The organism is Niveispirillum sp. GW835-FHT14G11, from assembly GCF_058793615.1.
Genome location: NZ_JBXAFZ010000012.1, coordinates 239,877 through 262,894, shown reverse-complemented (window position 1 = coordinate 262,894; position 23,018 = coordinate 239,877). Strand labels below are relative to the sequence as shown.

At 66.6% G+C, this 23,018-nt stretch carries 25 protein-coding genes; 10 read left to right on the top strand and 15 right to left on the bottom strand.

What is annotated here, in order from left to right; translation table 11 throughout:
• Nucleotides 1-3: 3 nt before the first annotated feature.
• Entirely contained in the window at nt 4-513 is a 510-nt protein-coding gene (gene msrA / locus AC1Q7F_RS22420) for a peptide-methionine (S)-S-oxide reductase MsrA (RefSeq protein WP_492510763.1), read from the bottom strand.
• A gap of 149 nt (nt 514-662) precedes the next feature.
• Here msrA and AC1Q7F_RS22415 point away from each other — a divergent pair, with 149 nt between their 5' ends.
• Nucleotides 663-1,985 carry an RsmB/NOP family class I SAM-dependent RNA methyltransferase gene (locus AC1Q7F_RS22415; protein WP_492510762.1) on the top strand — a complete coding sequence of 441 codons (1,323 nt, stop codon included), beginning with the start codon at nt 663-665 and terminating at the stop codon, nt 1,983-1,985.
• Here the strand turns inward: AC1Q7F_RS22415 and AC1Q7F_RS22410 are convergent, their stop codons facing one another.
• Both AC1Q7F_RS22410 and rsmI read right to left on the bottom strand, forming a co-directional pair.
• Nucleotides 1,986-2,369 (bottom strand): YraN family protein, encoded by a 384-nt coding sequence (locus AC1Q7F_RS22410; RefSeq protein ID WP_492510761.1) that lies wholly within the window; start codon nt 2,367-2,369, stop codon nt 1,986-1,988.
• Complete coding sequence (rsmI, locus tag AC1Q7F_RS22405) at nt 2,353-3,327, bottom strand: 16S rRNA (cytidine(1402)-2'-O)-methyltransferase (protein WP_492510760.1); 975 nt, start codon at nt 3,325-3,327, stop codon at nt 2,353-2,355. Before rsmI ends, AC1Q7F_RS22410 begins: the two co-directional genes overlap by 17 nt.
• 16 nt (nt 3,328-3,343) lie before the next feature.
• Between rsmI and AC1Q7F_RS22400 the strand changes: the two genes are divergently transcribed.
• The gene (locus AC1Q7F_RS22400; RefSeq protein ID WP_492510759.1) at nt 3,344-4,672 is read left to right on the top strand and encodes a penicillin-binding protein activator; all 1,329 of its coding nucleotides are present in this window, start codon (nt 3,344-3,346) and stop codon (nt 4,670-4,672) included.
• Between the two features lie 10 nt (nt 4,673-4,682).
• Nucleotides 4,683-5,249, top strand: coding sequence for a L,D-transpeptidase family protein (locus AC1Q7F_RS22395; RefSeq protein WP_492510758.1), 567 nt, complete (start codon nt 4,683-4,685; stop codon nt 5,247-5,249).
• 1 nt (nt 5,250) lies between these two features.
• Here AC1Q7F_RS22395 and AC1Q7F_RS22390 read toward each other — a convergent pair whose 3' ends face one another.
• Nucleotides 5,251-6,411: an iron-containing alcohol dehydrogenase gene (locus AC1Q7F_RS22390; RefSeq protein ID WP_492510757.1), complete on the bottom strand. Its 1,161-nt coding sequence runs from the start codon at nt 6,409-6,411 to the stop codon at nt 5,251-5,253.
• 169 nt (nt 6,412-6,580) lie between these two features.
• Here AC1Q7F_RS22390 and cdd point away from each other — a divergent pair, with 169 nt between their 5' ends.
• Nucleotides 6,581-6,994 (top strand): cytidine deaminase, encoded by a 414-nt coding sequence (gene cdd / locus AC1Q7F_RS22385; protein WP_492510756.1) that lies wholly within the window; start codon nt 6,581-6,583, stop codon nt 6,992-6,994.
• 3 nt (nt 6,995-6,997) lie between these two features.
• Nucleotides 6,998-7,786 (top strand): deoxyribose-phosphate aldolase, encoded by a 789-nt coding sequence (deoC, locus tag AC1Q7F_RS22380; protein WP_492510755.1) that lies wholly within the window; start codon nt 6,998-7,000, stop codon nt 7,784-7,786.
• 248 nt (nt 7,787-8,034) lie between these two features.
• Here deoC and AC1Q7F_RS22375 read toward each other — a convergent pair whose 3' ends face one another.
• The 6 genes from AC1Q7F_RS22375 to galU all read right to left on the bottom strand — a co-directional run bounded on the left by AC1Q7F_RS22375 (nt 8,035) and on the right by galU (nt 12,031).
• Nucleotides 8,035-8,682 (bottom strand): ATP-binding cassette domain-containing protein, encoded by a 648-nt coding sequence (locus AC1Q7F_RS22375; protein WP_492510754.1) that lies wholly within the window; start codon nt 8,680-8,682, stop codon nt 8,035-8,037.
• Nucleotides 8,675-9,373 (bottom strand): molybdate ABC transporter permease subunit, encoded by a 699-nt coding sequence (gene modB / locus AC1Q7F_RS22370; RefSeq protein ID WP_492510753.1) that lies wholly within the window; start codon nt 9,371-9,373, stop codon nt 8,675-8,677. The genes AC1Q7F_RS22375 and modB overlap by 8 nt, the downstream gene beginning before the upstream one ends.
• The gene (gene modA / locus AC1Q7F_RS22365) at nt 9,374-10,141 is read right to left on the bottom strand and encodes a molybdate ABC transporter substrate-binding protein (protein ID WP_492510752.1); all 768 of its coding nucleotides are present in this window, start codon (nt 10,139-10,141) and stop codon (nt 9,374-9,376) included.
• Between the two features lie 162 nt (nt 10,142-10,303).
• Nucleotides 10,304-10,600 (bottom strand): ribbon-helix-helix domain-containing protein, encoded by a 297-nt coding sequence (locus tag AC1Q7F_RS22360; RefSeq protein WP_492510751.1) that lies wholly within the window; start codon nt 10,598-10,600, stop codon nt 10,304-10,306.
• A 101-nt stretch (nt 10,601-10,701) separates the two neighbouring features.
• Complete coding sequence (locus tag AC1Q7F_RS22355) at nt 10,702-10,938, bottom strand: helix-turn-helix transcriptional regulator (RefSeq protein WP_492510750.1); 237 nt, start codon at nt 10,936-10,938, stop codon at nt 10,702-10,704.
• A 223-nt stretch (nt 10,939-11,161) separates the two neighbouring features.
• Nucleotides 11,162-12,031: a UTP--glucose-1-phosphate uridylyltransferase GalU gene (gene galU / locus AC1Q7F_RS22350; RefSeq protein WP_492510803.1), complete on the bottom strand. Its 870-nt coding sequence runs from the start codon at nt 12,029-12,031 to the stop codon at nt 11,162-11,164.
• Between the two features lie 341 nt (nt 12,032-12,372).
• On the opposite strand from galU, the gene AC1Q7F_RS22345 reads away from it, so the two are divergent.
• From AC1Q7F_RS22345 to AC1Q7F_RS22330, 4 genes are all read left to right on the top strand, one after another.
• Nucleotides 12,373-13,023 carry a LuxR C-terminal-related transcriptional regulator gene (locus AC1Q7F_RS22345; RefSeq protein ID WP_492510749.1) on the top strand — a complete coding sequence of 217 codons (651 nt, stop codon included), beginning with the start codon at nt 12,373-12,375 and terminating at the stop codon, nt 13,021-13,023.
• A 20-nt stretch (nt 13,024-13,043) separates the two neighbouring features.
• A complete protein-coding gene (locus AC1Q7F_RS22340) occupies nt 13,044-13,982 on the top strand; it encodes an SAM-dependent methyltransferase (protein ID WP_492510748.1) in 939 nt (312 codons plus the stop codon).
• A gap of 310 nt (nt 13,983-14,292) precedes the next feature.
• Complete coding sequence (locus tag AC1Q7F_RS22335; RefSeq protein ID WP_492510747.1) at nt 14,293-14,829, top strand: DUF4189 domain-containing protein; 537 nt, start codon at nt 14,293-14,295, stop codon at nt 14,827-14,829.
• 139 nt (nt 14,830-14,968) lie between these two features.
• Nucleotides 14,969-15,961: an NAD(P)H-dependent glycerol-3-phosphate dehydrogenase gene (locus AC1Q7F_RS22330; RefSeq protein WP_492510746.1), complete on the top strand. Its 993-nt coding sequence runs from the start codon at nt 14,969-14,971 to the stop codon at nt 15,959-15,961.
• On the opposite strand, the gene AC1Q7F_RS22325 is transcribed toward AC1Q7F_RS22330, so the two are convergent.
• From AC1Q7F_RS22325 to AC1Q7F_RS22310, 4 genes are all read right to left on the bottom strand, one after another.
• A complete protein-coding gene (locus tag AC1Q7F_RS22325; protein WP_492510745.1) occupies nt 15,958-16,416 on the bottom strand; it encodes a cupin domain-containing protein in 459 nt (152 codons plus the stop codon). The two genes, AC1Q7F_RS22330 and AC1Q7F_RS22325, sit on opposite strands and share 4 nt — an antisense overlap.
• A gap of 5 nt (nt 16,417-16,421) precedes the next feature.
• Nucleotides 16,422-17,033, bottom strand: coding sequence for a glutathione S-transferase N-terminal domain-containing protein (locus tag AC1Q7F_RS22320; protein ID WP_492510744.1), 612 nt, complete (start codon nt 17,031-17,033; stop codon nt 16,422-16,424).
• A 36-nt stretch (nt 17,034-17,069) separates the two neighbouring features.
• Nucleotides 17,070-17,840, bottom strand: coding sequence for a hydroxyacylglutathione hydrolase (gene gloB, locus AC1Q7F_RS22315; RefSeq protein ID WP_492510743.1), 771 nt, complete (start codon nt 17,838-17,840; stop codon nt 17,070-17,072).
• A 211-nt stretch (nt 17,841-18,051) separates the two neighbouring features.
• Nucleotides 18,052-19,713: an electron transfer flavoprotein-ubiquinone oxidoreductase gene (locus AC1Q7F_RS22310; RefSeq protein ID WP_492510742.1), complete on the bottom strand. Its 1,662-nt coding sequence runs from the start codon at nt 19,711-19,713 to the stop codon at nt 18,052-18,054.
• A 354-nt stretch (nt 19,714-20,067) separates the two neighbouring features.
• Between AC1Q7F_RS22310 and AC1Q7F_RS22305 the strand changes: the two genes are divergently transcribed.
• Entirely contained in the window at nt 20,068-20,757 is a 690-nt protein-coding gene (locus AC1Q7F_RS22305) for a uracil-DNA glycosylase (protein WP_492510741.1), read from the top strand.
• Between the two features lie 49 nt (nt 20,758-20,806).
• Here the strand turns inward: AC1Q7F_RS22305 and AC1Q7F_RS22300 are convergent, their stop codons facing one another.
• Complete coding sequence (locus AC1Q7F_RS22300) at nt 20,807-22,849, bottom strand: HWE histidine kinase domain-containing protein (RefSeq protein ID WP_492510740.1); 2,043 nt, start codon at nt 22,847-22,849, stop codon at nt 20,807-20,809.
• Nucleotides 22,850-23,018: the final 169 nt, after the last annotated feature.

Genomic DNA, 23,018 nt, shown 5'->3' with positions numbered 1-23,018 from the left:
GCATCACCGACCATCCAGCACCCAGTCCGGCCGCACCCAGTGGCAGGTATAGCCGTTGGGCGTGCGCTCCAGGTAATCCTGGTGGAAATCCTCCGCTTCCCAGAACGGGCCGGCATCGGTGATTTCCGTGACCACCTTGCCGGGCCAGCGGCCGCTTTCCTCCACCTCCGCCTTCACATGGCGGGCGGTTTCGGCCTGGGCGGCGTTTTCCACGAAGATGGCGGAGCGGTACTGGCTGCCGATATCATTGCCCTGGCGATTGGCCGTGGTCGGGTCGTGGATCTGGAAGAAGAATTCCAGCAGGCGGCGATAGCTGAGATGCTCGGGATCGAAGCTGATCTCGATGGCCTCGGTATGGCCGGTGCGGCCGGTCTTCACGTCCTTATAGGTGGCGTTGGCAAGATCGCCGCCGGTATAGCCGACGCGGGTGCCCACGACGCCCGGCACCTTGCGGATCAGGTCCTGCATGCCCCAGAAGCAGCCGCCCGCCAGAATGGCGCGTTCGATGGCCATGGTTGCATTCCTTGTTGTGAACATCACTTGGCCTCTTAAACTGGTGATGATGCGATCACAAGTCCAGGGCCGGGACGGCGCGGGCCATGGGGCACCTTTGCATCATCGGCGTTCGACAAGCCGGGTTTGGCGGGGTACATCCCCACGCCATGAATGATGCGACCACCAGCCCGGCCGACGGCGCGCTTGCCACGCGCGGCGCTGCCCTCGACCTTTTGTTCAACGTGCTGGCCAAGCGCGTACCGTTCGATGACGCCTGGGACGCCAGCCGGCCCTTGCGGTCGCTGGAGCCGCGCGACCGCGCCTTCGTGCGCCTGCTGGTGGCCACCACCCTGCGCCGGCTGGGCCAGATCGATGCCGCCATCCAGTCCACTTTGAACAAGCAGGGCCAGCAGTTGAAGGCCGTGGTGCAGGATATCCTGCGCCTGGGCGCTGCCCAGCTGCTGTTCCTGGGCACGCCGGCCCATGCCGCCGTCGATACGGCCGTGGAGCTGGCGATGCTGCGCAAGCAGCATCCCTATAAGGGCCTGATCAACGCCGTGCTGCGCCGGCTGGACCGGGAACGTGACGCCATCCTGGCGGTGCAGGACCCCGGCCGCCTGAACACGCCCGACTGGCTGTGGCTGTCCTGGCGCAAGGCCTATGGCACCGCGCTGACCCGCGCCATCGTGGAAACCCACCTGGAAGAAGCGCCGCTGGACATCACCGTCAAGGGGGATGCCGCCGCCTGGGCGGAGCGGCTGGAGGCTGAGCTGTTGCCCATGGGCAACCTGCGGCGTGCGGCCGGCGGGCAGGTGACGGAACTGGCCGGTTTCGATGAGGGTGGCTGGTGGGTGCAGGATGCCGCCGCCACCATCCCCGCCCGCCTGTTCGGTGACCTGAACGGCCTGGACGTCATCGACCTGTGCGCCGCCCCCGGCGGCAAGACCGCACAGCTGGCGGCGGCCGGCGCCCGCGTCACCGCCGTTGACCGGTCTGACAAGCGGCTGGTTCGCCTGACCGACAATATGCTGCGCCTGGGCCTGGGCGCGCAGGTGGCGACGATCGTGGCCGATGCAACCGAATGGCGGCCCGACGCGCCGGTGGATGCCGTGCTGCTGGACGCGCCCTGTTCGGCCACCGGCACCATCCGCCGCCACCCCGACGTGGCGCGGCTGAAGTCGGAAGAGGATGTGGAGAAGCTGGGGCGTATCCAGTCCCGCCTGCTCTATCGCGCCGTCGACATGCTGAAGCCGGGCGGCACCCTGGTTTATTGCACCTGCTCGCTTCAGCCGGAGGAGGGGGAGAACCAGATCACCAACCTGCTCTATCGCCGGCCGGAAATGCAGGTCGTGCCGGTGACAGCGGACGAGGTCGGTGGGCTGGCGGAACTGATCACCGCCGACGGCTATGTCCGCTGCACGCCGGGCCATCTGGCCGACATCGGCGGCATGGACGGGTTCTTCGCCGCACGGCTGCGGCGCGTGGGCTGATTACGGCCCCTCCATCCGCCACACATCCTTCACATGCCGGGGCAGCCGCCTGGGCAGCACGGCCATCAGGTCGAACCGTATGGCATGATGGGCCAGATGCGGGCGCTGGGCCACGAACTGGCTGATGGCGGCATAGCGGCGGCGCCAGCTGACCCGCGGCAGCGATGACAGGGCCAGCACCATGTCGCGCCTCGCCTTCACCTCCACCACCGCCACCACACCGCGCTTGGCAGCGACGATATCGACCTCTCCCACCGGCAGGCGCAGGCGGGTGGCCAGGATGCGATAGCCCTTCAGCCACAGCACCAGACAGCACAGCCATTCGGCGATGCGGCCCAGCCGTTCGGCGCGGCGGCGGTCGAAACGGTCACGGACCCGTGCCATCGCCCCCCGTCCCGAGCTGCAAAGCCCGCGCATAGACCTGTTTCTTGGGCTGGCCGGTGATGGTGGCGACATGGGCTGCGGCATCGCGCACGCTCATTCCGCCGGTCAGCGCCTGGCGCAGCAGACTGTCCATGTCGGCGGCGTCATTGGCGGCGGCATCGGCGGCGGGCGGGCCGATGACCACCACGACCTCCCCCTTGGGCGGACCCTTCTCCGTATAATGCCGGGAAAGCTCGGATGCTGTGCCGCGCCGCACCTCCTCGAACAGCTTGGTCAGCTCCCGCGCCACCGCCACCTCGCGGTTGCCCAGGGATGCCGCCACATCGCCCAGCATCTCCGCCAGCCGCTGGGCCGATTCATAGAAGATCAAGGTAGCGGGCAGGGTGCGGAACAGGTCCAGCTCCGTCCGGCGTGCCGCAGACTTGGATGGCAGGAACCCGCCGAACAGGAACCGGTCGCTGGGCAGGCCCGACAGGACCAGAGCGGTGATGGCGGCGTTCGCACCGGGCAGATGGGTCAGGGCCAGACCCCGATCCTTGGCCTCGCGCACCAGCTTGAAGCCCGGATCACTGACCAGCGGCGTGCCGGCGTCGGATACCAGGGCGATGGATTGCCCATTGGCCACCTTGTCCAGCAGCACCGGCCGCATCCGGGCCGCGTTATGGTCGTGATAGGGCAGCATGCGGGTGCGGATGCCGTACCGGCGCAGCAGCTTGCCGGTAACGCGCGTATCCTCGCACGCGATGGCATCGACCCCGCGCAGGATGTCGAGCGCGCGCAAGCTGATATCGCCGGCATTGCCGATGGGGGTGGCGACAATGTAAAGCCCCGCCGCCGGTTTACGGATGGCGTCGCTGCCGCTAGGCTGCGCCACCACATCGTCATCGCCCTCCTCCGGGAACATCCCGTCAAGGTCGGTGTCAAGGTCGGGTTGGTCGTCCATGATGGGTGACGTCAAGGGGAAGGGGTTCCGAATGCGTGGGAATGAAGGTCGGCGCGGGGCGTCGTGGCTGGTGACACTGGTGGCGTCCGTGGGCCTGCTGGCCGGATGTGCCAGCCCCGGCAGCGTACCGGCCCCGGCCCCCACCCCGCAACCCCCGCCGCAGGTGACGGCCCCTCCGCCGACCCCCGCACCGCCGGTGGCCGAACCCGTGGCGCCCAAGGATGACAAGGTGCGCGTGGGCCTGCTGCTGCCCTTGACCGGTGCCAATGCCGCCCTGGGCCAGTCGATGCTGGACGCCGCCCAGATGGCTTTGTTCGACCTGGGCGACGACAAGTTCACCCTGCTGCCCCGCGACACGCAGGGCAGCCCCGGCATCGCCGCCACGGCGGCCCAGGGGTTGGTCGAGGAAGGGGCCGGCATCCTGCTGGGCCCCCTGTTCGGGGCGGAAGCCGCGGCGGTCAAGCCGGTGGCGGCCCGTGCCGGCCTGTCGGTGCTGAGCTTCTCCAGCGACTGGACCATGGCCGGCGGTGGGGTCTGGACCCTGGGCTTCCAGCCGCAGGAGCAGGTGCGCCGCGTGGCGGCGCTGGCGGCGGCGCGCGGCTTGCTGCGCTTCGGCGTGGTGGCCCCCTCCACCCCCTATGGCGACGCGGCGGTCGCCGCTTTGCGGGAGAGCGTGGAACAACTCGGCGGCAGCGTCACCAAGGTCGAACGCTATACGGCCGGCGCCACCAACCTGACCGAACTGGTCAAGCGCCTGTCGGATTTCGACCAGCGCCAGGCGGCATTGGGGGCCGAGCGTTCCCGCCTGACCGCGTTGGGCGACCCCGAATCGCTGGCGGCCTTGCGCCGCCTGTCCAATGCCGACACCTTCGGCCCGCTGCCGTTCGACGCCGTGCTGATTGCCGAGGGCGGGCAGACGCTGCGTGAACTGGCGGCGCTGTTCCCGTTCTTCGATATCGATCCCGGCCCCGTGCGCCTGCTGGGCACCGGCCTGTGGGATGAAGGCGGGCTGGGGCGCGAGGCAGCGCTGGTCGGCGGCTGGTTCGCCGCACCCGCCCCGGAAGGGCGCGACACGTTCGAGGCGCGGTTCCAGCAGGCCTTCGGCTATCGTCCGCACCGCCTGGCGACACTGGCCTATGACGCCACGGCGCTGGCGGCCGTGCTGGCCCGCAATGGCGGCTTCGCCGTGCCGTCGCTGACCAACCCCAACGGGTTCTCCGGCGCGGAGGGCATTTTCCGCCTGCTGCCCACCGGCACGGCCGAACGCGGGCTGGCGGTGATGGAGGTGACGCGCACCGGCACCATGCAGGTCGATCCCGCTCCGCAGAGCTTCGTGCCTGTCCCCACCCCGACCTCGTAAGGATACGCCCATGGATATCCATGTCGCCAAGGCCGCCGACGGGTCGCATATCCTGACCTGGAACGGCACATCCGTGCGCTGTGCCGTGGGACGGACGGGTATCAGGCTGGACAAGCGGGAAGGCGATGGCGGCACGCCGGTGGGCGCCTTCACCCTGCGCCGCGTGCTCTATCGCGCCGACCGGCTGGAGCCCCCGCGCACCGGCCTGCCGATCTTGGTGATCGCCAGGGATGATGGCTGGTGCGACGACCCGGCCCATCCCGACTATAACCGCCCGGTGAAGCTGCCCCTGGCCGCCAGCCATGAGGATCTGTGGCTGGACAGCGCCGTCTACGACATCATCGTCGTGCTGGGCCATAATGACGACCCGCCGGTACCGGGGCTGGGCAGTGCGGTATTCTTCCACCTGACCGGGGCCGATTACGGCGCCACGGCCGGGTGCGTGGCGGTGCAACTGCCGGACATGCTGGCAGTGCTGGCCGACGCAAGGCCCGGCGACCGCATGGTGATCACCCCCTCGCCGCAGGCCATGGCGGCGTGCGACCCGGTGGCGCGGCGGACGGACTGCTTCTGGTGAGCTATTCCCAGCTCTCGCGGTAAAGCGCCACCATCTCCGCCACGTTTGGCACGCGCGGATTGTTGGCGGGACTGCCAGAGGCCAAGGCCTGTTCGGCCATGGTGACCAGCAGCCCCTCCCACCGCGCGGGATCAATGCCGTACTGTTTGGGCGTGGGTACCTGCAGGTCTTTGTTCAGGCGGTGCAGGCCGTCCACCAGGGCGCGGGCGGCACCCCCATCATCCTGGCCGGTATCGGCGGCCCCGATGGCGCGGGCGCAATCGGCATAGCGGGTAAGGGCACCCGGCAGCGACCATCGGGTGACGGCCGGCAGCAGCATGGCGTTGGACAGGCCGTGCGGCACATGGAAGAAGGCGCCGATGGGTCGGCTCATCCCATGCACCAGCGCCACCGACGCGTTGGAAAAGGCCATGCCGGCCAGGGTGGCGCCCAGCATCATGTTTTCCCGCGCCACGCGGTCGCCCGGATCGGCGCAGGCGGTGCGGATCCAGGGCGCGATGCGGCCCATGGCGGCGATGGCCATGGCATCGGTGAAGGGGCTGGCCTTGACGCTGACATAGGCCTCGATGGCATGGGTCAGGGCGTCGATGCCGGTATCGGCGGTCAGGCGCGGCGGACAGGTAAGCGTCAGTTCATAATCGATGATGGCGGCGGCCGGCACCAGACCGGGCCCGGCGATCAACATCTTCTCGTCCGTCTCTGTGTCGGTGATGACCGTGAAACGCGTCACTTCCGATCCCGTGCCGGCCGTGGTGGGGATCGCGATGACCGGCATGCCGGGTTTAGGGATCGGGTTGGGCACCTTGTAATCGCGCAGCCGTCCGCCATTGGCGGCCAGCACAGCCATGGCTTTGGCGGTATCAATGGGTGATCCGCCGCCCAATGCCACCATACCGTCATAACCGCCCTCGGCCAGCAGGGTGGCCCCCGCCTGGATCACGTCGGTGGTCGGGTCGGGCACGGTGTCGGCAAACAGGCCGGGGTCGAACCCGGCGGCGCGCAAGGGCGCCAGCAGCCGCTCCGCAGCACCGCTGTCTCGCATGAAGGGGTCGGTGACCAGCAGCGGCCGGCGCACGCCCAGCCGGGTCAGCACGGTGCCCAGGCGCCCGGCGGCACCGCCCCCGATCTCCAGGATGGGTGGGATCAGGATGGTGGCGATCATAGCTTCCTCCGCTGTTTGGTCTTTGCCCGCATGTTCGGCCTGGGGGAGCCGCTTGCCAAGCACCCTTCGCCGAAAAGGACGCATGGGGTGATGAGGCTTGTTCATCTGTGGAATGGCGGACCCTGAGCGCCTATGGTTGTCACCAGCATGATCCAACCCTCAGGTTCCCATGACCAATCCCGCCCCCGACCTGTTCGCCGCAGCGCTCGCCGCCCGCGCCCATTCGCATTCGCCCTATTCGGGCTTCAAGGTGGGGGCGGCCATCCGGTCGGAAAGCGGGCGCATCCATGCCGGTTGCAATGTGGAAAACGCGGCATATCCACAAGGGCAATGCGCGGAGGCCACGGCCATTGGCCTGATGGTGGCGTCGGGCGACCGGCGCATCACGGAGATCGTGGTGGTGGGCGGGGATGCCGGTGCGGGCATTATGTGCACGCCCTGCGGCGGCTGTCGCCAGCGCATCCGGGAATTTGCCGGGCCGGACACGCCGATCCATATCTATGATGTCGGCTTCCATCGTCGCAGCTTCACGCTGGGGGAATTGCTGCCCTTCAGCTTCGGTCCCGACAATCTGGGTTTCTGAGCCGTGATTGATAATTCCGATACCGAAATAAACCTTTCGGCGATTGCCGAACGCACCCTGCCGCTGCTGGACTTGACCAGCCTGAACGACGCGGACGATGCCGCTACCACCGCTACCCTGTGTGCCAAGGCGGTGACGCCGGCCGGGAATGTCGCGGCCGTCTGCCTGTGGCCGTCTTTCATTGCGCAAGCGAAACAAGTCCTGGCGGGCACCGGCGTGAAGGTGGCGACGGTGGTGAACTTCCCCGGCGGGTCGCTGCCGGCGGAGAAGGTGGCGGAACAGATCGCCCGGGCACTCGCCGATGGGGCGGACGAGATCGACGTGGTCATGCCCTATGCCGCTATCCTGCATGGCCAGGGCGGGGACCAGCGCGCCGCCGACCATCTGGCCGTCTGCCGGGCGGCGTGTGGTACGACCATGATGAAGGTCATCCTGGAAAGCGGTGCCCTGGCCAAGCCGGCACTGGTGGAACGGGCAGCCGCTGTGGCCGTGGCGGCGGGGGCGGATTTCCTGAAGACCTCCACCGGCAAGCTGCCGGCCGGCGCCACGCTGAGTGCCGCCCGCATCATGCTGACCGCCTGCCGCGAGGCCGGGCGGCCCGTGGGTTTCAAGGCGTCGGGCGGCATCCGCGACGTGGAGACGGCGGCGCAGTATCTGGCGCTGGCGGATGAGGTGTGCGGGACGGGCTGGGTATCACCGGCCACCTTCCGCTTCGGGGCGTCGGGTCTGCTGGACGCGCTGCTGGGTGTGCTGGGTCACGGGCCGGCGGCACGGGTGACGACAGGTTATTAGGGTGGCCCGCTGCGTAGCACGGATGATGCTGCGCTCAAAATTTGTTGAGATTCAATAATATTTCCCATTTATCGCCTCCCCGGCGAAAGCCGGGGCCCAGGGGCCACAGGCTCAAACCTGGACGCTGCCTTGATCGAAGCAGCTGAAGGGTCGGGCACTTGGCCCCTGGGCCCCGGCTTTCGCCGGGGAGGCGATATATAAGCAGTTTTAATAAGCTATCCCCAACTTCCATCGAATCTCAACAAGCCTTAATCCGCGCTACGCGTCACCACGCCCGCCTCCACCCGCACCCAACCCGTGGCCAGTTCCGCCACCTCGTCGCGCTGGTGGGTGACATACAGCATGGGCAGGCCGGTACCGTCGCGCAGGCGGCGCAGATAGGGCAGCAGTTCCGCCTTGCGCGCCGGGTCCAGGGCCGACAGCGGCTCATCCAGCAGCAGCAGCGACGGGTTGGACAATAGCGCCCGGCCGATGGCCACCCGCTGCCGCTCCCCGCCCGACAGGTCGCGGGGCCGGCGATGCAGCAGCGGCGCGATGTCCAACAGGTCGATCACACTGTCGGGCGTCGGCCCCGCCCGGCCCCGCCCGCCGAAGAACCGTCCATAGAGCAGATTGTGCCGCACCGACAGATGCGGGAACAGGCGCGCATCCTGGAACACCTGGCCGACATGGCGGCGATACGGGGTAAGCCATTGCCGCGTGGCCGTGTCCACCAGCAGCTGCCCGTCCAGCGCGATTCGTCCAATACTGGGCCGGGCCAGCCCGGCGATCAGCGACAGCAAGGTTGTCTTGCCCGCACCCGACGGGCCGGTGATGGCGGTGACGCCGGGGCCGATGGCCAGGTCGGCCGTCAGGGTGAAGTCCCCGATGCGGTGGGTCAGCGACAGCTCAAGCATCGCGCCCCTCCACTCGCCGGCGCACGCCGCGCGCCAGCAACTCGCTTGCCGTCAGGGCGATGATGGCGATGGCGGCCGCCACCAGCGTCAGGCGCAGGGCCGCCGCGTCGCCGCCCGGCACCTGGGTCAGGCCATAGATGGCGGCGGGCAGGGTCTGGGTGACGCCGGGAATGGCCGCCACAAAGGTAATCGTGGCCCCGAACTCCCCCAGCGCCTTGGCAAAGCACAGGATGGCGCCGGACACGATGCCGGGCAGCGACAGCGGCAGGGTGACGGTCAGGAACACCATCCAGGGCGGGGCCCCCAATCCGGCCGCCGCATCCTCCAGCCGCGTGTCCACCGCCTCCATCGACAGGCGGATGGCGCGGACCAGCAGGGGGAAGGCCATCACCGAACAGGCCAGCACCGCCCCGGTCCAGTTGAAGGACAGGACGATCCCCACTTCCGCCAGCACCCGTCCCAAAGGCCCGTTGCGCCCGAACAGCAGCAGCAGGATATAGCCGGTGACCACGGGCGGCAGCACCAGCGGCAGATGCACCAGCCCATCCAGCAGGATGCGGCCAGGAAAGGATCGGCGGGCCAGCAGCCATGCCACCAGGATGCCGGGCACCAGGCTGGCGGCCGTGGCCCAGCAAGCCACCTTCACCGACAGCCAGATGGCCGTCATCTCCTCCGGCGTGAATGCACCCATTTATTTCTTCAGCACCGTGAAGCCCTGGTTGATGAAATGCCGCCGGCCTTCCTCTGACAGGATGAAGTCCAGCAGGGGCTTGGCCGTGGCGGCGTCTGCCCCCTTCAGCAGGGCCACAGGATACTCGATCGGCGCGTGGCTGTCGGCGGGGAAGACACCGACAATGGCCACACCCGGCTCCACCCGCGCGTCGGTGGCATAGACGATGCCGGCCGACGCCTCGCCACGCGCCACCAGGGCCAGGGCGGCGCGGACATTCTCCGCCGGGGCCAGCTTGTCCGACACCTTGTCCCACAGGCCCAGCCTGGTCAGCGCCGCCTTGGCATAGCGGCCGGCCGGCACGGCATTGACATCGCCCACGGCCAGGCGCTTGCCATCCAGCAGGCGGACGATGTCCAGATTGTCATCGATGGTCAGCCGCTTGGCCTGGGACCGTTCCATGACCAGCACCAGCTGGTTGCCCAGGAAAGTGACGCGGCTGTCGGCCTGCACCAGCCCGGCCTTGGCCAGGTAATCCATCCAGTCCTGGTCGGCGGAAATGAAGATATCCGCCGGCGCCCCGGCCTCGATCTGCTTGGCCAGCGCAGAACTGGCGGCATAGGCTGCGGTGGCGTTGGTTCCGGACTGCGCCTTGTAGACGGAAATCACTTCGTCCATCGCCGTCTTCAGGCTGGCGGCGGCATAGACGGTGGCATCGCGCGCGCCGGCGGCCGGGACGACCAGCAGCGACAGCGCGACCAGGAACGCGGATATCCGGGAAAGGGCCATGATGCACCCAGGCGTGATGGGAAAGCTGATCGCAGCCTATCGCTATATTTGGTTGAATACAACGCGGTTGCGTAAGTCTCGCAGGTCAGGTCGAGCGTGGCGAGCCCTGACATCTCACAGGTACCGTCGCTTGTCAGGGCTCGGCTTTCGCCTCGACCTGACCTACGGCATCGCCCGTTGCGCATCGGGTTTCGTTAGCCGGTCCCGCCAGTAACGGATGCAGAACAGTTCCAGGGCGGTCGGCATCGCCATTGAGGGTTCGCGTACCCAGACCGCGCGGACAAGGGCTTCGGGACTCATGCCTTCCAGCGCCGCGATATCGTCCAGCGCCGTCCAACCAGCGGCATGCAGGTCGATTATGTGCAGGTCGCCGCCAATGGTGATGTGCCGGCGTTCGAGATGCAGGCCGACCGGGGTGAGGCTGGCCAGGGCGAGTTCGAAACTGGGTGAATTGTCCATGGCAATCTTACCCTATATCTGCGGCTCTGAACCGCAGATTAGAAGCATGATGCTTCAGAGTCGATGCGAAGGAATGTCATTGAAACGATGGGACAGGAATATCAAGCCTTTATGAGACGTAGCCCTTCGCCCTTGCCGTTCTCGGCGGCAATGAACTCAATTCCCGCGTCTTCCAGAGCTTCGACGACCTTGAAGTAAACTTCATTCGTCAGTCCGTCCCCGTGCTCAAATCGATATATGCTGCTGCGGCTCACTTTGGCACGGACGGCCAATTCCTGCTGTGAAAGGTCCAGCAAGATGCGGGCAGCTTTGATCTGGCGGGTCGAAACACGGAACATGAAGCAGGAATGCGCATAAGAGCAGTGTGCTCGTCTATATCTGAAGCCTCATGCTTCTATTTTGAATTTCTGTGCGCCAAGTACGCACTCACATGCATGCAGATCGGACTCTGCGGCAGTGTAAAGCCGTTTCAATACCGAATCGTGCGCATTCCAAAAAACAAAAAGGGGGCGGTTCAGCCGCCCCCTTCAACGCCATTTCCCTGTGGAAGGGAAAGCCCTCTCACAGCATGTCCTTCAACGCCGCGCGCACCTTGTCCGCCATGTCGGGGCGGTCCAGGGCGTAGGCGACATTGGCCAGGACGAAGCCCAGCTTGTCACCGCAATCGAAGCGCTGGCCTTCGAACTTGAAGCCGTGAAAGGGCTGATGGCCGATCAGCTTGGCCATGGCGTCGGTCAGCTGGATCTCACCGCCGGCCCCCTTCTCGAACACCGACAGATGCTTGAAAACCTCGGGCTGCAGGATGTAGCGGCCCTGGATCGACAGGTTGCTTGGTGCCACGGCCGGGTCGGGCTTTTCCACCAGACCCTTGACGGTGACCAGCTTGCCATCCTCAGACCCGATATCCAGGATGCCGTACTTGTTGGTCTGCTCTCTCGGCACCTCGAACACCGACAGCAAGTTGCCGCCCACCTGTTCATAGGCGTCCATCATCTGGGCCATGCAGGGCTTGGTCCCCAGCACCTGTTCGTCGGGCAGCAGCACGGCGAACGGCTCATTGCCCACGAATTCGCGCGCGCACCAGACGGCATGGCCCAGGCCCAGCGGCTGCGCCTGACGGACATAGGACAGGTAGCCCGACTCGATCTGGATATCCTCGACGATCTTCAGAAGATCGTTCTTGCCGCGGCGGCGCAACGTCTCGTTCAATTCGTAATTCAGGTCGAAATGGTCTTCCAGCGGGCTTTTGCCCCGGCTGGTGACGAAGCAGAACTGGTCGATGCCGGCGGCCTTGGCTTCGTCCACGGCATGCTGGATCAGCGGCCGGTCGGCCAGCGGCAGCATTTCCTTCGGAATGGCCTTGGTGGCCGGCAGGAAGCGGGTGCCGAGACCTGCGACCGGAAACACGGCCTTGCGCACTTTCTGGGGCATCTTGATCCCTGTCTTGAATGCCATGATCGCTCTGTTCCCGCGCCCGCGGCCGTGAGGCCGATGACGCTTTTGCCTGTTGTGACACGTCCTGCACCTTCCCCGCAAGAAAGCCGCTGGCGTGCGCGCGGAAGAGGTGCCAACGCTGCGGATAACCCGCCAGAAACGCTTTTGTGCCATCGCTGGTGATGAAAGCGATGGTTGTCACAGACAGCCGCAAGATTTTGATTTAATAAGGGTGTGATGCTGTTCATAAGATGGCGGACCGTGGCGGTCTGCATCTGCCTCCGCACGGCGCGGCGCGGGGGCGGGCCGCAGAGAAATGATCGGGCTGGGATACACTGATGAAAATCCTGATTGGTGACGACCATCTGTTGTTTCGCGAGGGATTGTGCCGCCTGCTGACCCAGTTGGATGACAAAGCCAGCTTCGTGGAAGCCGGCACCTTTGATGAGGTGAGGGATCTCGCCCGCGACGGTCAGGATTTCGATCTGGTCCTGCTGGACTTGCAGATGCCGGGTTTCCCCGGGTTTTCCGGTGTGCAGGAGATCTGCGAGGCGCAGGCGGGTACCCCCGTCGTCATCGTCTCGGCCTCCGAATCGCAGGCCGATGTGCGGGCCGCCCTGGATGCCGGCGCCTCGGGCTATATCCCGAAATCATCGTCTGTGAAGATCATGCTGTCAGCAATCAACCTGATCTTCTCTGGTGGTATCTATTTGCCGCCAGCGGCGATCCTGGGTGACGGGCCCGGCCTGGGCGGCGGTGGCATGCATGCGGGCACCGGGTCAGGCGGTTCTGCCGGCACCCCGACCCTGACCCAGCGTCAGCGTGACGTGCTGCGCTGCCTGCGCGAGGGCAAGTCCAACAAGCAGATCGCCTATGAACTGGGCCTGTCGGAAGGCACGGTGAAGATCCATGTCACGGCCGTCATGCGCAGCCTGGGGGTGCGCAACCGCACCCAGGCTGTTATCGCGTCCGGTGATATCGCCACCTGACACGAAGCGCTCTTACCCTCATGACCCATGATGATGTGACGGCCCCGACGGCAACGCCGCTCGGGGCCACCGCCTATCTGGCGGCCGAGGAGTTTCTGGAACCGCTGCTGGCCGAACTGGGGGAGGTCCGCTCCGTTCATGGTCGTCTCGTGCTGGCCGACGGGCCGCCGCGCCCGGCCGCCTGGGCCCAGAATATCTGGTACGATCCGATCCTGATCCAGATCCAGTCGATCAAGCAGGGGGCCAAGGCGTTGCGCGCCATTCAGCGCAACTGGGCGCATTACGGGTTCCAGCATCATCGCCGGGCGCAACTGATCCAGGACAACCTGCCGCACGTGTCGGCCAAGCCGCTGAACTTCTTCACAGCCCCGCCGACGGCGCCCTTGGGGTCCTGGACACTGCTGAACGAGAACACGATCCTGGCGGCGGCACATTGTTCCAGCCCGTTCCGCAATGGCGAGATCGAGCTGATCGAAGACAAGGTGACGCCGCCCAACCGGGCCTATCTGAAACTGTGGGAGGCGTTCACCCGCATCGGCCATACGCCCAAGCCCGGCGAACAATGCATCGATCTGGGGGCGTGTCCCGGCGGCTGGACCTGGGTGATGCAGAGCTGCGGGGCCCATGTCATCGCCGTGGACAAGGCGCCGCTGGATCCGCGCATCGCCGCCTTGCCGGGTGTGGTGGAGCGGCGGGAGAGCGCCTTCGGCTTGAAGCCCGCCGATATCGGCCCCGTGGACTGGCTGGCCTGCGATGTCATCTGCTATCCGTCCCGGCTCTACCGCATGATCCAGGGCTGGCTGGAGAGCGGTCTGGTCCGCAATTACATCTGTACCCTGAAATTCCAGGGCGAGACGGATCATGAAACGGCGCGCGCCTTCGCCGCCATTCCCAATTCCCGTCTGGTCCATCTTTGCCAGAACAAGCATGAGCTGACCTGGATCCGCCTGGGCGAATAAACTCCGTTGAGGGTGCGCCTTCAATCGCCTCCCCCGGCGGAAGCCGGGGCCCAGGATCACAAGCCCGACCTTTCGGCCGCTTTGATCCGGTTTGCGGCAAGGTTTTCCTTGGCGGCCCCCGGGCCCCGGCTTCCGCCGGGGAGGCGGGAACAGTGATCATGGCCTCAAGGTGGCAGCGCCGGTGGAATCTGGCGAAAGGAAGGTCATTTCGTGACATCGCCAACCGGCGGGGAACTATAGCCCCATCCGTCTGTTCTCCCCGTGAAGCCGCCCTGAACCGGACGGCACGCGATACACGGAGGGATTTATCATGTCTAAGATCAAGTTCATTCTGGCCACCACCGCCATCCTCGCTTTCCCCGCCCTGGCCCATGCCGCCACGGAGAAGGGCCTGGACAACCTGTCGGGCGTCGGCCAGGAAGCCATCGCCATGTATGGCAAGCTGGAAGGCCCCAAGGCGCTGGCGCTGGCCAATGACGGCGCCGTCGGCTACGCCTCGGGCGTTGACAGCGGTGAGGCCCGCATCGCTGCCCTGGCCCGCTGCGCCGAGGTGACCCGCGAAACCTGCCGCGTCGTGTCGGTTGATGGCCAGGCCATGGCCAGCGCAGGTACCCTGGCCGAACTGGCCCGCAACCACACCGACGCCAATGACCTGCGCGGCGAAGTGGTTGCCGATTACGAGAAGGCTATCGGCGCCAAGGCGCTGGCCCTTTCCGATGATGGTGCCTTTGGTTGGGTCGTCCGCGACACCGAGGAGCAGGCCCGCGCCGACGCGCTGACCCAGTGCGAGACCCGTGGCACCAACTGCTCCATCCAGGCCTCTACCGCCGGCACCAGCGTGCAGTAAATGGCGCAGCGCCTGATAAAGAGCGGCCGGGCGGGGCTCACCCCGCCCGGCCCTGTTTATTTTTGCGGCACCACGCGCTAAGCCTGTGTCGAACGGGATGTCAGGTCCCGGACTGACAAGAGAAAAAGGGGACGTGGCCATGCGGCGCATCGGGGTGATCGGGGCGGGGGCCTGGGGCACGGCCCTGGCCATGGCAGCGGCCCGCGCGGGCGCCGATGTGGTCCTGCAGGCGCGTGAGGCCGAAGTGGTGGACAGCGTCAATGACCGCCACGAGAACAGCCTGTTCCTGCCCGGCATTCCCCTGGACGCTGCCATCCGCGCCACCACGGAGTTGGGCGAGGCGGCATCGGCCGACGCCGTGCTGCTGGTCACCCCGGCCCAGCATCTGCGCACCGCCTGCCGGGCGCTGAAGCCCGACCTGAGGCCGGGCGTGCCCGTGGTGATCTGCGCCAAGGGCATCGAGATCGATACCGGCAGCCTGATGAGCGAGGCGGCGGCCGCCGAGCTGGGCGACCAGCCGCTGGCCGTGCTCTCCGGCCCCACCTTCGCGGCGGAAGTGGCCAAGGGCCTGCCCACCGCCGTCACCCTGGCGATCCGGGATGACGCGCTGGGGCGCCGCTTGCTGGCGGCTCTGGGCGGGCGCACCTTCCGCCCCTATCTGTCCGACGATCTGGTGGGCGCGCAGGTGGGCGGGGCCGTGAAGAACGTGCTGGCGATTGCCTGCGGCATCGTCCATGGCCGCAGCCTGGGCGACAATGCCCGCGCCGCCCTGATCACCCGCGGCCTGGCCGAAATCGCCCGGCTGGGCGGCCGGCTGGGCGCGCGGGCGGAAACGCTGATGGGCCTGTCGGGCCTGGGCGACCTGACGCTGACCTGCTCCTCGCTGCAATCGCGCAACATGTCACTGGGTGCGGCCCTGGGCCAGGGCCGCGCGCTGGAGGAGGTGCTGGGCGAACGCCGCTCGGTGGCCGAGGGCGTCTATACTGCCCGCGCCGTCACCAAGCTGGCGGCGTCGATGGGCGTGGACATGCCGCTCTGCCAGGCGGTGGACGCCCTGCTGAACCACGGCGCCCATTTGGACGAGATCATCGACGCGCTGATGACAAGGCCCTTCAAGGCGGAGACGGTTTAGCCGCCCGTCGGCTTCCGCGGCATCGGCCGCCAGTCCGGCGGCGCCAGCTCGAACCTGGCGAACTCGAACCCCGGCACCACGGTACAGCCGACCAGGGTCCAGGCCCCCAGGCTGACCGCTGTCTGCCAATGGCCGGCCGGGACAATGATCTGCGGCCGGTGGCCGCTGGCAAGGTCGGTGCCCAGATGATGGGCCGATGCATCATGTCCATTGGGCGACATGGTCAGCACCAGCGGCGCGCCGGCATGGAAATGCCAGATCTCGTCGGCATCCAGTACCCGGTGCCAGTGCGAATATTCCCCCGCCTGCAGCAGGAAATAGATGGCCGTGTGCGCCGCCCGGCCGCCATCGGCAGCCGGGGCGCGGACCGTCTCCACATAATGCCCGCCTTCCGGATGGGGCTTCATGCCCAGAAGGTCGATGATTTCCTTGGGCTTCAGGTTCGGCGGATACATGGCACTCATTCCGTGGGCGGCAGGGTGGCCAGGAAGCTGGGGCGCCTGGACGCCGCCTCGAACCAATGGGCCAGGGCCGGGCGGCCGGTGCGCCAGGGCTCATGCGCGAAGCGGAAATCCATATAGCCCATGGCCGACAGCACGGCCAGGCTGCCCACGGTCGGCTGATCCGGGGCCGGCAGGTCGCCCGCATCCAGCTCCAGCCGGTCGAAGGTGCGGAAGATGGCGGCGCGCTGCCGGCTGTCCCAGTCGGCTGAGCGCAGGTTGGGCGGGCGCAGCCCCTCCACCCGGCGCAGCACGCCGGCATCGCAGATGCCGTCGCCCAGCGCCTGCTGGCGCAATGCGATCCAGCGGGCGGGGCCGGTGGCGGGGATCAGCTTCGGGCCCTCATGCAGGCTGTCCAGATATTCCACGATGACCGGGCTGTCGAACAGCACCATGCCGTCATCGGTCAGCAGGGTCGGGATCTTGGACAGCGGGTTCTCCCGCACGATCGGGCTGTCGGGCGACCAGACATCGGTGGGTGACAGTTCGATCCGGTCGGCCAGGCCGATCTCATGCGCGACCATCAGCACCTTGCGCACGAAGGGGGAGGTCTGGCTGTAACGCAGCTTCATGTGGGCATCCAGTTTGGGGGGAGGGGGGCTTGGATATCAGCCCCGGAAATCATCCTTCGCCTTGCGGATGGCGGCAAAGACGGTGGCGGGATCGGCGCCGGTCAGGCCCATGCGGGCCGCCAGATCCGGATCATCGGCGCGCAGGAACGGGTTGGCCGCCCGCTCGTCGCCCAGGCGCGAGGGCACGGTGGGCAGGCCCTTGGCGCGCAGACGCGCCACCTCGTCGGCCCGCACTTTCAGCGCCTCATTGTCGGGATCGATGGACAGGGCGAAGCGGAGATTGCTGGTGGTATATTCATGCCCGCAATGGACCCGCGTGTCGCCGGGCAGGGCGCGCAGCTTCAACAGGCTGTCCCACATCTGCGCCGGTGTGCCCTCGAACAGCCGGCCGCAGCCTAGGGAGAACAGGGTGTCGCCGCTGAACAGCAGCCGCGCCTCCTCACAGAAGAAGGCGCAATGGCCGCGCGTATGGCCGGGCGTGTCGAAGACGCGCACCGTTTGCCCGCCCAGGGTGAAGACGTCACCCTCGCCATAGGTCGCGCTCATCTCCGGGATGCGCTCCACTTCCGCCTTCGGCCCGATCAGGACGGCGTGGCTGTCGGCGCGCAGGTCGGTGATGCCGCCGATATGGTCGCCATGATGGTGGGTGGCCAGGATATGGGTCAGCCGCCAGCCGCGCGTCGCCAGAAAGGCGCGAACCGGCCCCGCCTCGCCCGGATCGATGACGGCCGTCACCCCGTGCGGGGCGTCATGGATGATGTGGATGTAATTATCCGTCAGCGCCGGAACGACATGCACCTCGACCATGGGCGGGCCTTTCTCACATCCGTACCGACAGGGTCTTCACATCACAGGAATGGCATGATGCCATCCGTCGTCACCGGCGGCAAACCCTCCATCCTGGCCCGCATCTTTGGGCCAGGATGGTACAAGTGTGGACACACAGGCCGGAACGCTATCGACCCGGCCAAAACCTCAAAGCCACAGCTTGTTCAAACATGTGATCCCCGTCTGGGGATCACATGTTCGGATAGTTCGGGCCCCCGCCGCCCTCCGGCACGGTCCAGACGATGTTCTGGAGCGGGTCCTTGATATCGCAGGTCTTGCAGTGCACGCAGTTCTGCGCGTTGATCACGAAGCGCGGATGCTGGCCATTGTCGTCGCGCATCACCTCATACACCCCGGCCGGGCAGTAACGCTGCGCCGGCTCGTCGTAATTGGGCAGGTTGTGCTCGATCGGGATCGACGGGTCCTTCAGCTTCAGATGCGCCGGCTGGTTTTCCTCATGGTTCGTGTTGGAGATGAACACCGAGGAGAGGCGGTCGAAGCTGATCACCCCGTCGGGCTTGGGATATTTGATCTTCTTCGCCATGGTGGCCGGCTTCAGGCTTTCATGGTCGGCCTTTGTGTGGTGCAGCGTATAGGGCAGGAACTTGCCCAGGCCCAGATCATGCGCCCACATTTGCAAGCCGCCATGCAGGTTGCCCAGCATCAGCCCGGCCTTCAGGCCCGGCTTGACGTTACGGACCTTGTACAGGTCCTCATGCACCCAGCTGTCCTTCCAGGACTGCTCGTATGCCGTCAGCCGGTCGCCCGTACCGACACCGGCCACCAGCTTGTCGAACGCCGCTTCGGCGGCCAGCATGCCGGTCTTCATGGCATTGTGCGTGCCCTTGATGCGGGGCACGTTGACGAAGCCGGCCGAACAGCCGATCAGGGCGCCGCCGGGGAAGGTCAGCGTCGGGACGGACTGCAACCCGCCCTCATTGATGGCGCGGGCGCCATAGGACAGGCGTTTGCCACCCTCCAGATATTTGCGGATGAACGGGTGCTGCTTGAAGCGCTGGAATTCCTCGAACGGCGACAGATGCGGGTTCTGGTAATCCAGATTGACCACGAAGCCGATGGAGACCTGGTTATCCTCCAGATGGTACATCCAGGAACCGCCGGCCGTGCTGCCATCCAGGGGCCAGCCCTGGGTGTGCATGACCAGACCCTGGCTGTGCTTTTCCGGGTCGATCTGCCACAGTTCCTTGATGCCGATGCCGTATTTCTGCACGTCGCAATCGGACCGCAGATCGAACTTCTCCATCAGCAGCTTGGACAGGTTGCCGCGCACACCCTCGGCAAAGAAGGTGTACTTGCCGTGCAGTTCCATGCCGGGCGTGTAATTGTGGGTATGCTCACCATTCTTGCCGATACCCATGTCGCCGGTGGCGACACCCTTGACGCTGCCATCCTCATGGTACAGCACCTCGGCCGCCGCAAAGCCGGGATAGATCTCCACCCCCAGCTCTTCCGCCTGCGTCCCCAGCCAGCGGCAGAGGTTGCCCAGGCTGATGGCATAATTGCCGTCATTATGCATCAAAGGCGGCAGCAGGAAGTTGGGCATGCGGATGCCGCCCTTTTCCGACAGGATATAGAACCGGTCGTCGGTGACGGGCGTGTTCAGCGGCGCGCCCTTTTCCTTCCAGTCGGGGATCAACTCGTTCAGCGCCTTGGGATCGATGACATTGCCCGACAGGATGTGGGCGCCGACCTCCGATCCCTTCTCCAGCACGCAGACGCTGACTTCCTGGCCCTTCTCGGCCGCCAGTTGTTTCAGCCTGATCGCCGCCGACAGGCCGGAAGGGCCCGCACCGACGATCACGACATCATATTCCATCGATTCGCGTTCCATACCCCATCCCACCACTTGTTCTCAGCCTTGCCATGCGACCGTTCGTGCCTTTTGCGGGCACCGGGGGTCAGTCACATCGCGGCTGCCGGCCCTTCCAGCGGGGCCATTCCTCTACGATGCTGTTAAGACAGCATAGGCAAATGGTAGGGTCAAACCATGATTGGGCTTGTCGAATCCGTCTCCGCCCTGCGTTTCCTTCTGGATTGCGGGGTTGACGAGGTGATCGGGGAAGATCCGACCGATTGGTCGGCGCTTGCTCCCCACGCGCGTGCGAAAGCGGCCGTAGCGTCACCGGCCCCCGTCCCGCCGCCGGCCGCACCCGTCAGATCGCCCTCCATCGCCCCGGCGCCACAGATGGCACCGCGACAAAATGCGCCATCATTGCCGCCCGCCGATCCCGGTCCGCTGGGGGCCGCGGAGGCCGGGCAGTCGGCCCGCCTCGTCGCATCGGCGGCCCAAACCCTGGATGCGCTGAAGGACGCGCTGGCCGCCTTCGATGGCTGCGCGCTGAAGAAGACGGCGACGAACCTTGTGTTCGGGATGGGCAGCCGCACGGCCCGCATCATGCTGATCGGAGAGGCGCCGGGCGAGAACGAGGATCGGCAGGGCCTGCCCTTCGTGGGCCCGGCGGGGCAGTTGCTGGACCGCATGCTGGGCGCCATCGGGCTGGACCGCAACGCCGACGACCCGGCCAAGGCCGTCTATATCACCAATATGCTGCCCTGGCGCCCGCCCGGCAATCGCAGCCCGACCGACAGCGAGATCGCGGCCTGCATGCCCTTCATGGTGCGGCATATCGAGCTGCTGGCACCCGACTTCCTGATCTTTGCAGGCGGCATCAGCGCCAAGGCGATGTTGAACCGGACGGAGGGCATCACCCGCCTGCGCGGCCGCTGGTTCGATTATGGCAGTGCCGGGTTGAAGAAGCCGGTTGTGGCGATGCCCATGCTTCACCCCGCCTACCTGCTGCGCAACCCCGATGCCAAGCGCGAGGCGTGGAAGGATCTGCTAGCACTGAAGCTGCGGCTGGAGCAAGGGCAGTGATATTGTAGGTCGGGTCGAGCGAAGCGAGCCCCGACCTACGAACTGGCTTTCAAACCTGTGCTCCCAGCGGCAATGTGATATGGCAGCGCAGGCCAGTCGCGGCCCAATCCATATCGATCTTGCCCCCCAGCTGATGGCGCAGCACCTGGCCCAGCAAAGTGGAGCCAAAGCCCTGGCGTGTGGGTGGGGCCATCACTTCCGGTCCGCCCGTCTCCGTCCAGGTCAGGTCCAGCGTGCCGCGACGCACGGTCCAGTCCAGCGTCACTACGCCTTCCGGCCGTGACAGGGCGCCATGCTTGGCGGCATTGGTGGCCAGTTCGTGGAAAACCAGGCCCAATGATTGCACCATGTCGGCCCCCAGCCGCACGCGGGGGCCGCGCAGGGCCAACTGGCCGGGATTGACCGCGAAGGCCTGCACCTCATGCTCAACCAGCTTCTCCAGATCGGCACCCGACCAGGAGGCCTGGGCCAGCAGGCTGTGAGAGCGGGCCAGGGAGGAGATGCGACCCTCCACAGCGCTGGTGAAGGCCTCGATCGTGTCGGCGCGGCTGAGGCGCACGACAGCTTGCGCGACGGCCAGGGCGTTCTTGGCGCGGTGATCCACCTCGCGCATCAGCAGCCGCTGCCGGTCCTCCGCCTCATACCGGCCCGTCACGTCCATGGCGGTGGCGGTACAGCCGATGATGCGCCCATCCTCGTCCCGGATGGGCACGGCATTGACGGACAGGATTTGCCGCGCGCCGGTCTTGGGATCGCGCAGGGCATACTCGCCATCGCGCACCTCCTCCCCCGAAAGCGCCCGGGCGGTGGGGAAATCGACGCTGGACAGCGGGCGGCCATCCAGGCTGGTCGCCTGCCACAGGGCGGCGTCATGGCGTACGCCGATGATCGCAGCACGCGACAGGCCCAGGATGCGCTCCGCCGCCGCATTGACGTCGGTATAGCGGCCCTCCGGCCCGATCTCCATGATCGCCACGGGGGCGGTATTGACCAGCCGGCTCAACCGCTCCTCGCTGAGGCGCAGATCGTCCAGCGCGATGTCCAGATGGGCAGTGCGCTCGCGCACGCGCGCTTCCAGCGCCACGTTGGAACTGCGCAGCTGGCCCTGCGCTACCTCCGCCTGCCGGGTCTGCCGCAGCGCGATGACGGCCAGCGGCAGCAGCAGCAGCGTGGCCAGGATGGCGAAGCTGAAATGTCCCAGCGCTGCCCAGCCCCAGTCGGCCTGCAACCCGGCCGTGGAGATGCCATACACGATGCGCACCGGCACCCGGTCGACATCGGCAACGGCATAGAGCCGTTCCTGACCGTCGAATGGCGATGGTGTGGTCAGCAGGCCCGTGGTCGGGTCGCGGCGGCCGATCAGATCGGCGACATTGCCCAGGTTGGAACCTGACTCCACCGGTGCGGGGTGGCGAACCAGCACCTCGCCGTCGTCGCGGACCAGCATGACCTCCGCATCGGGATGGGCGGTGACGCTGGCATAAAAGCTCTCGAAATAGGCCGGCCGCAGAGAGACCTGCACGACGCCCAGGAAGCTGCCATCATCTCCCTCGATGCGCCGGGACAGGGCAAAGAATACTTCCGGATTCAGCCGGCCAGACAGGCGGGGGCTGACATGGGGGCCGACCATGCCGCCCTCATGCGGCATGAAATAGGCGCGATCGGCCACGTTCATGTCGGGTACCGGCCAGCGCAGCGTGCTGATCCGCACCTTGCCCGAGGCATCGACCAGCCAATAGGATTGCACTTCCGGCGCCTCGCCGGCCAGGTCGCGCAGCCATTCGAACAGGTGGGGCGTGCCGGACACGCCATCCCAGCCCTGGCTGCGCACCAGCCACTCGGCATTGCGCAGCACCAGGGCGTGGGCGCCCATCATGCGGGCGGCATGTTCGGAAAGCTGGTCGGCCTCTGCCTTGGTGTCGGTGGTGGCGCGTTCCATGACGCGGGCCCGGCCCAACAGCAGTTCCGCCGCGAACAGGGCAAGCGCCACCAGCAACGCCGTCAGCGCCAGCCAGACGACGGCACGTGACGGGTTGGCCGGGCGTGGCGCCGATCCGGACGGGGACGCCGGCTGTTCGAAGACATCCTGCAAATTGAACGACCTCGCTGGACACATGATTAGCAGATACGCGTGATACCGGCTTGCGTGAAGCTGTTTAATCGACAGAGGCCGACCTATGCCGAAGCGCATATGAGGCTTTACTTGCGCCGGTCGGACGCGCGTAAAGCGGCGTTGTTTCGCGCCTGAGCCGGGGCTATGG

Coding starts and splice junctions, on each gene's coding strand:
- AC1Q7F_RS22330 (WP_492510746.1), top strand. CDS start 14,969: ATGCGGCGCATCGGGGTGATCGGGGCGGGGGCCTGGGGCACGGCCCTG.
- AC1Q7F_RS22400 (WP_492510759.1), top strand. CDS start 3,344: ATGCGTGGGAATGAAGGTCGGCGCGGGGCGTCGTGGCTGGTGACACTG.
- cdd (WP_492510756.1), top strand. CDS start 6,581: ATGACCAATCCCGCCCCCGACCTGTTCGCCGCAGCGCTCGCCGCCCGC.
- AC1Q7F_RS22395 (WP_492510758.1), top strand. CDS start 4,683: ATGGATATCCATGTCGCCAAGGCCGCCGACGGGTCGCATATCCTGACC.
- msrA (WP_492510763.1), bottom strand. CDS start 513: ATGGCCATCGAACGCGCCATTCTGGCGGGCGGCTGCTTCTGGGGCATG.
- AC1Q7F_RS22340 (WP_492510748.1), top strand. CDS start 13,044: ATGACCCATGATGATGTGACGGCCCCGACGGCAACGCCGCTCGGGGCC.
- AC1Q7F_RS22355 (WP_492510750.1), bottom strand. CDS start 10,938: ATGTTCCGTGTTTCGACCCGCCAGATCAAAGCTGCCCGCATCTTGCTG.
- AC1Q7F_RS22310 (WP_492510742.1), bottom strand. CDS start 19,713: ATGGAACGCGAATCGATGGAATATGATGTCGTGATCGTCGGTGCGGGC.
- modB (WP_492510753.1), bottom strand. CDS start 9,373: ATGGGTGCATTCACGCCGGAGGAGATGACGGCCATCTGGCTGTCGGTG.
- AC1Q7F_RS22345 (WP_492510749.1), top strand. CDS start 12,373: ATGAAAATCCTGATTGGTGACGACCATCTGTTGTTTCGCGAGGGATTG.
- AC1Q7F_RS22390 (WP_492510757.1), bottom strand. CDS start 6,411: ATGATCGCCACCATCCTGATCCCACCCATCCTGGAGATCGGGGGCGGT.
- galU (WP_492510803.1), bottom strand. CDS start 12,031: ATGCCCCAGAAAGTGCGCAAGGCCGTGTTTCCGGTCGCAGGTCTCGGC.
- AC1Q7F_RS22375 (WP_492510754.1), bottom strand. CDS start 8,682: ATGCTTGAGCTGTCGCTGACCCACCGCATCGGGGACTTCACCCTGACG.
- AC1Q7F_RS22335 (WP_492510747.1), top strand. CDS start 14,293: ATGTCTAAGATCAAGTTCATTCTGGCCACCACCGCCATCCTCGCTTTC.
- AC1Q7F_RS22410 (WP_492510761.1), bottom strand. CDS start 2,369: ATGGCACGGGTCCGTGACCGTTTCGACCGCCGCCGCGCCGAACGGCTG.
- AC1Q7F_RS22360 (WP_492510751.1), bottom strand. CDS start 10,600: ATGGACAATTCACCCAGTTTCGAACTCGCCCTGGCCAGCCTCACCCCG.
- AC1Q7F_RS22415 (WP_492510762.1), top strand. CDS start 663: ATGAATGATGCGACCACCAGCCCGGCCGACGGCGCGCTTGCCACGCGC.
- gloB (WP_492510743.1), bottom strand. CDS start 17,840: ATGGTCGAGGTGCATGTCGTTCCGGCGCTGACGGATAATTACATCCAC.
- AC1Q7F_RS22320 (WP_492510744.1), bottom strand. CDS start 17,033: ATGAAGCTGCGTTACAGCCAGACCTCCCCCTTCGTGCGCAAGGTGCTG.
- modA (WP_492510752.1), bottom strand. CDS start 10,141: ATGGCCCTTTCCCGGATATCCGCGTTCCTGGTCGCGCTGTCGCTGCTG.
- AC1Q7F_RS22325 (WP_492510745.1), bottom strand. CDS start 16,416: ATGTATCCGCCGAACCTGAAGCCCAAGGAAATCATCGACCTTCTGGGC.
- AC1Q7F_RS22305 (WP_492510741.1), top strand. CDS start 20,068: ATGGCACCGCGACAAAATGCGCCATCATTGCCGCCCGCCGATCCCGGT.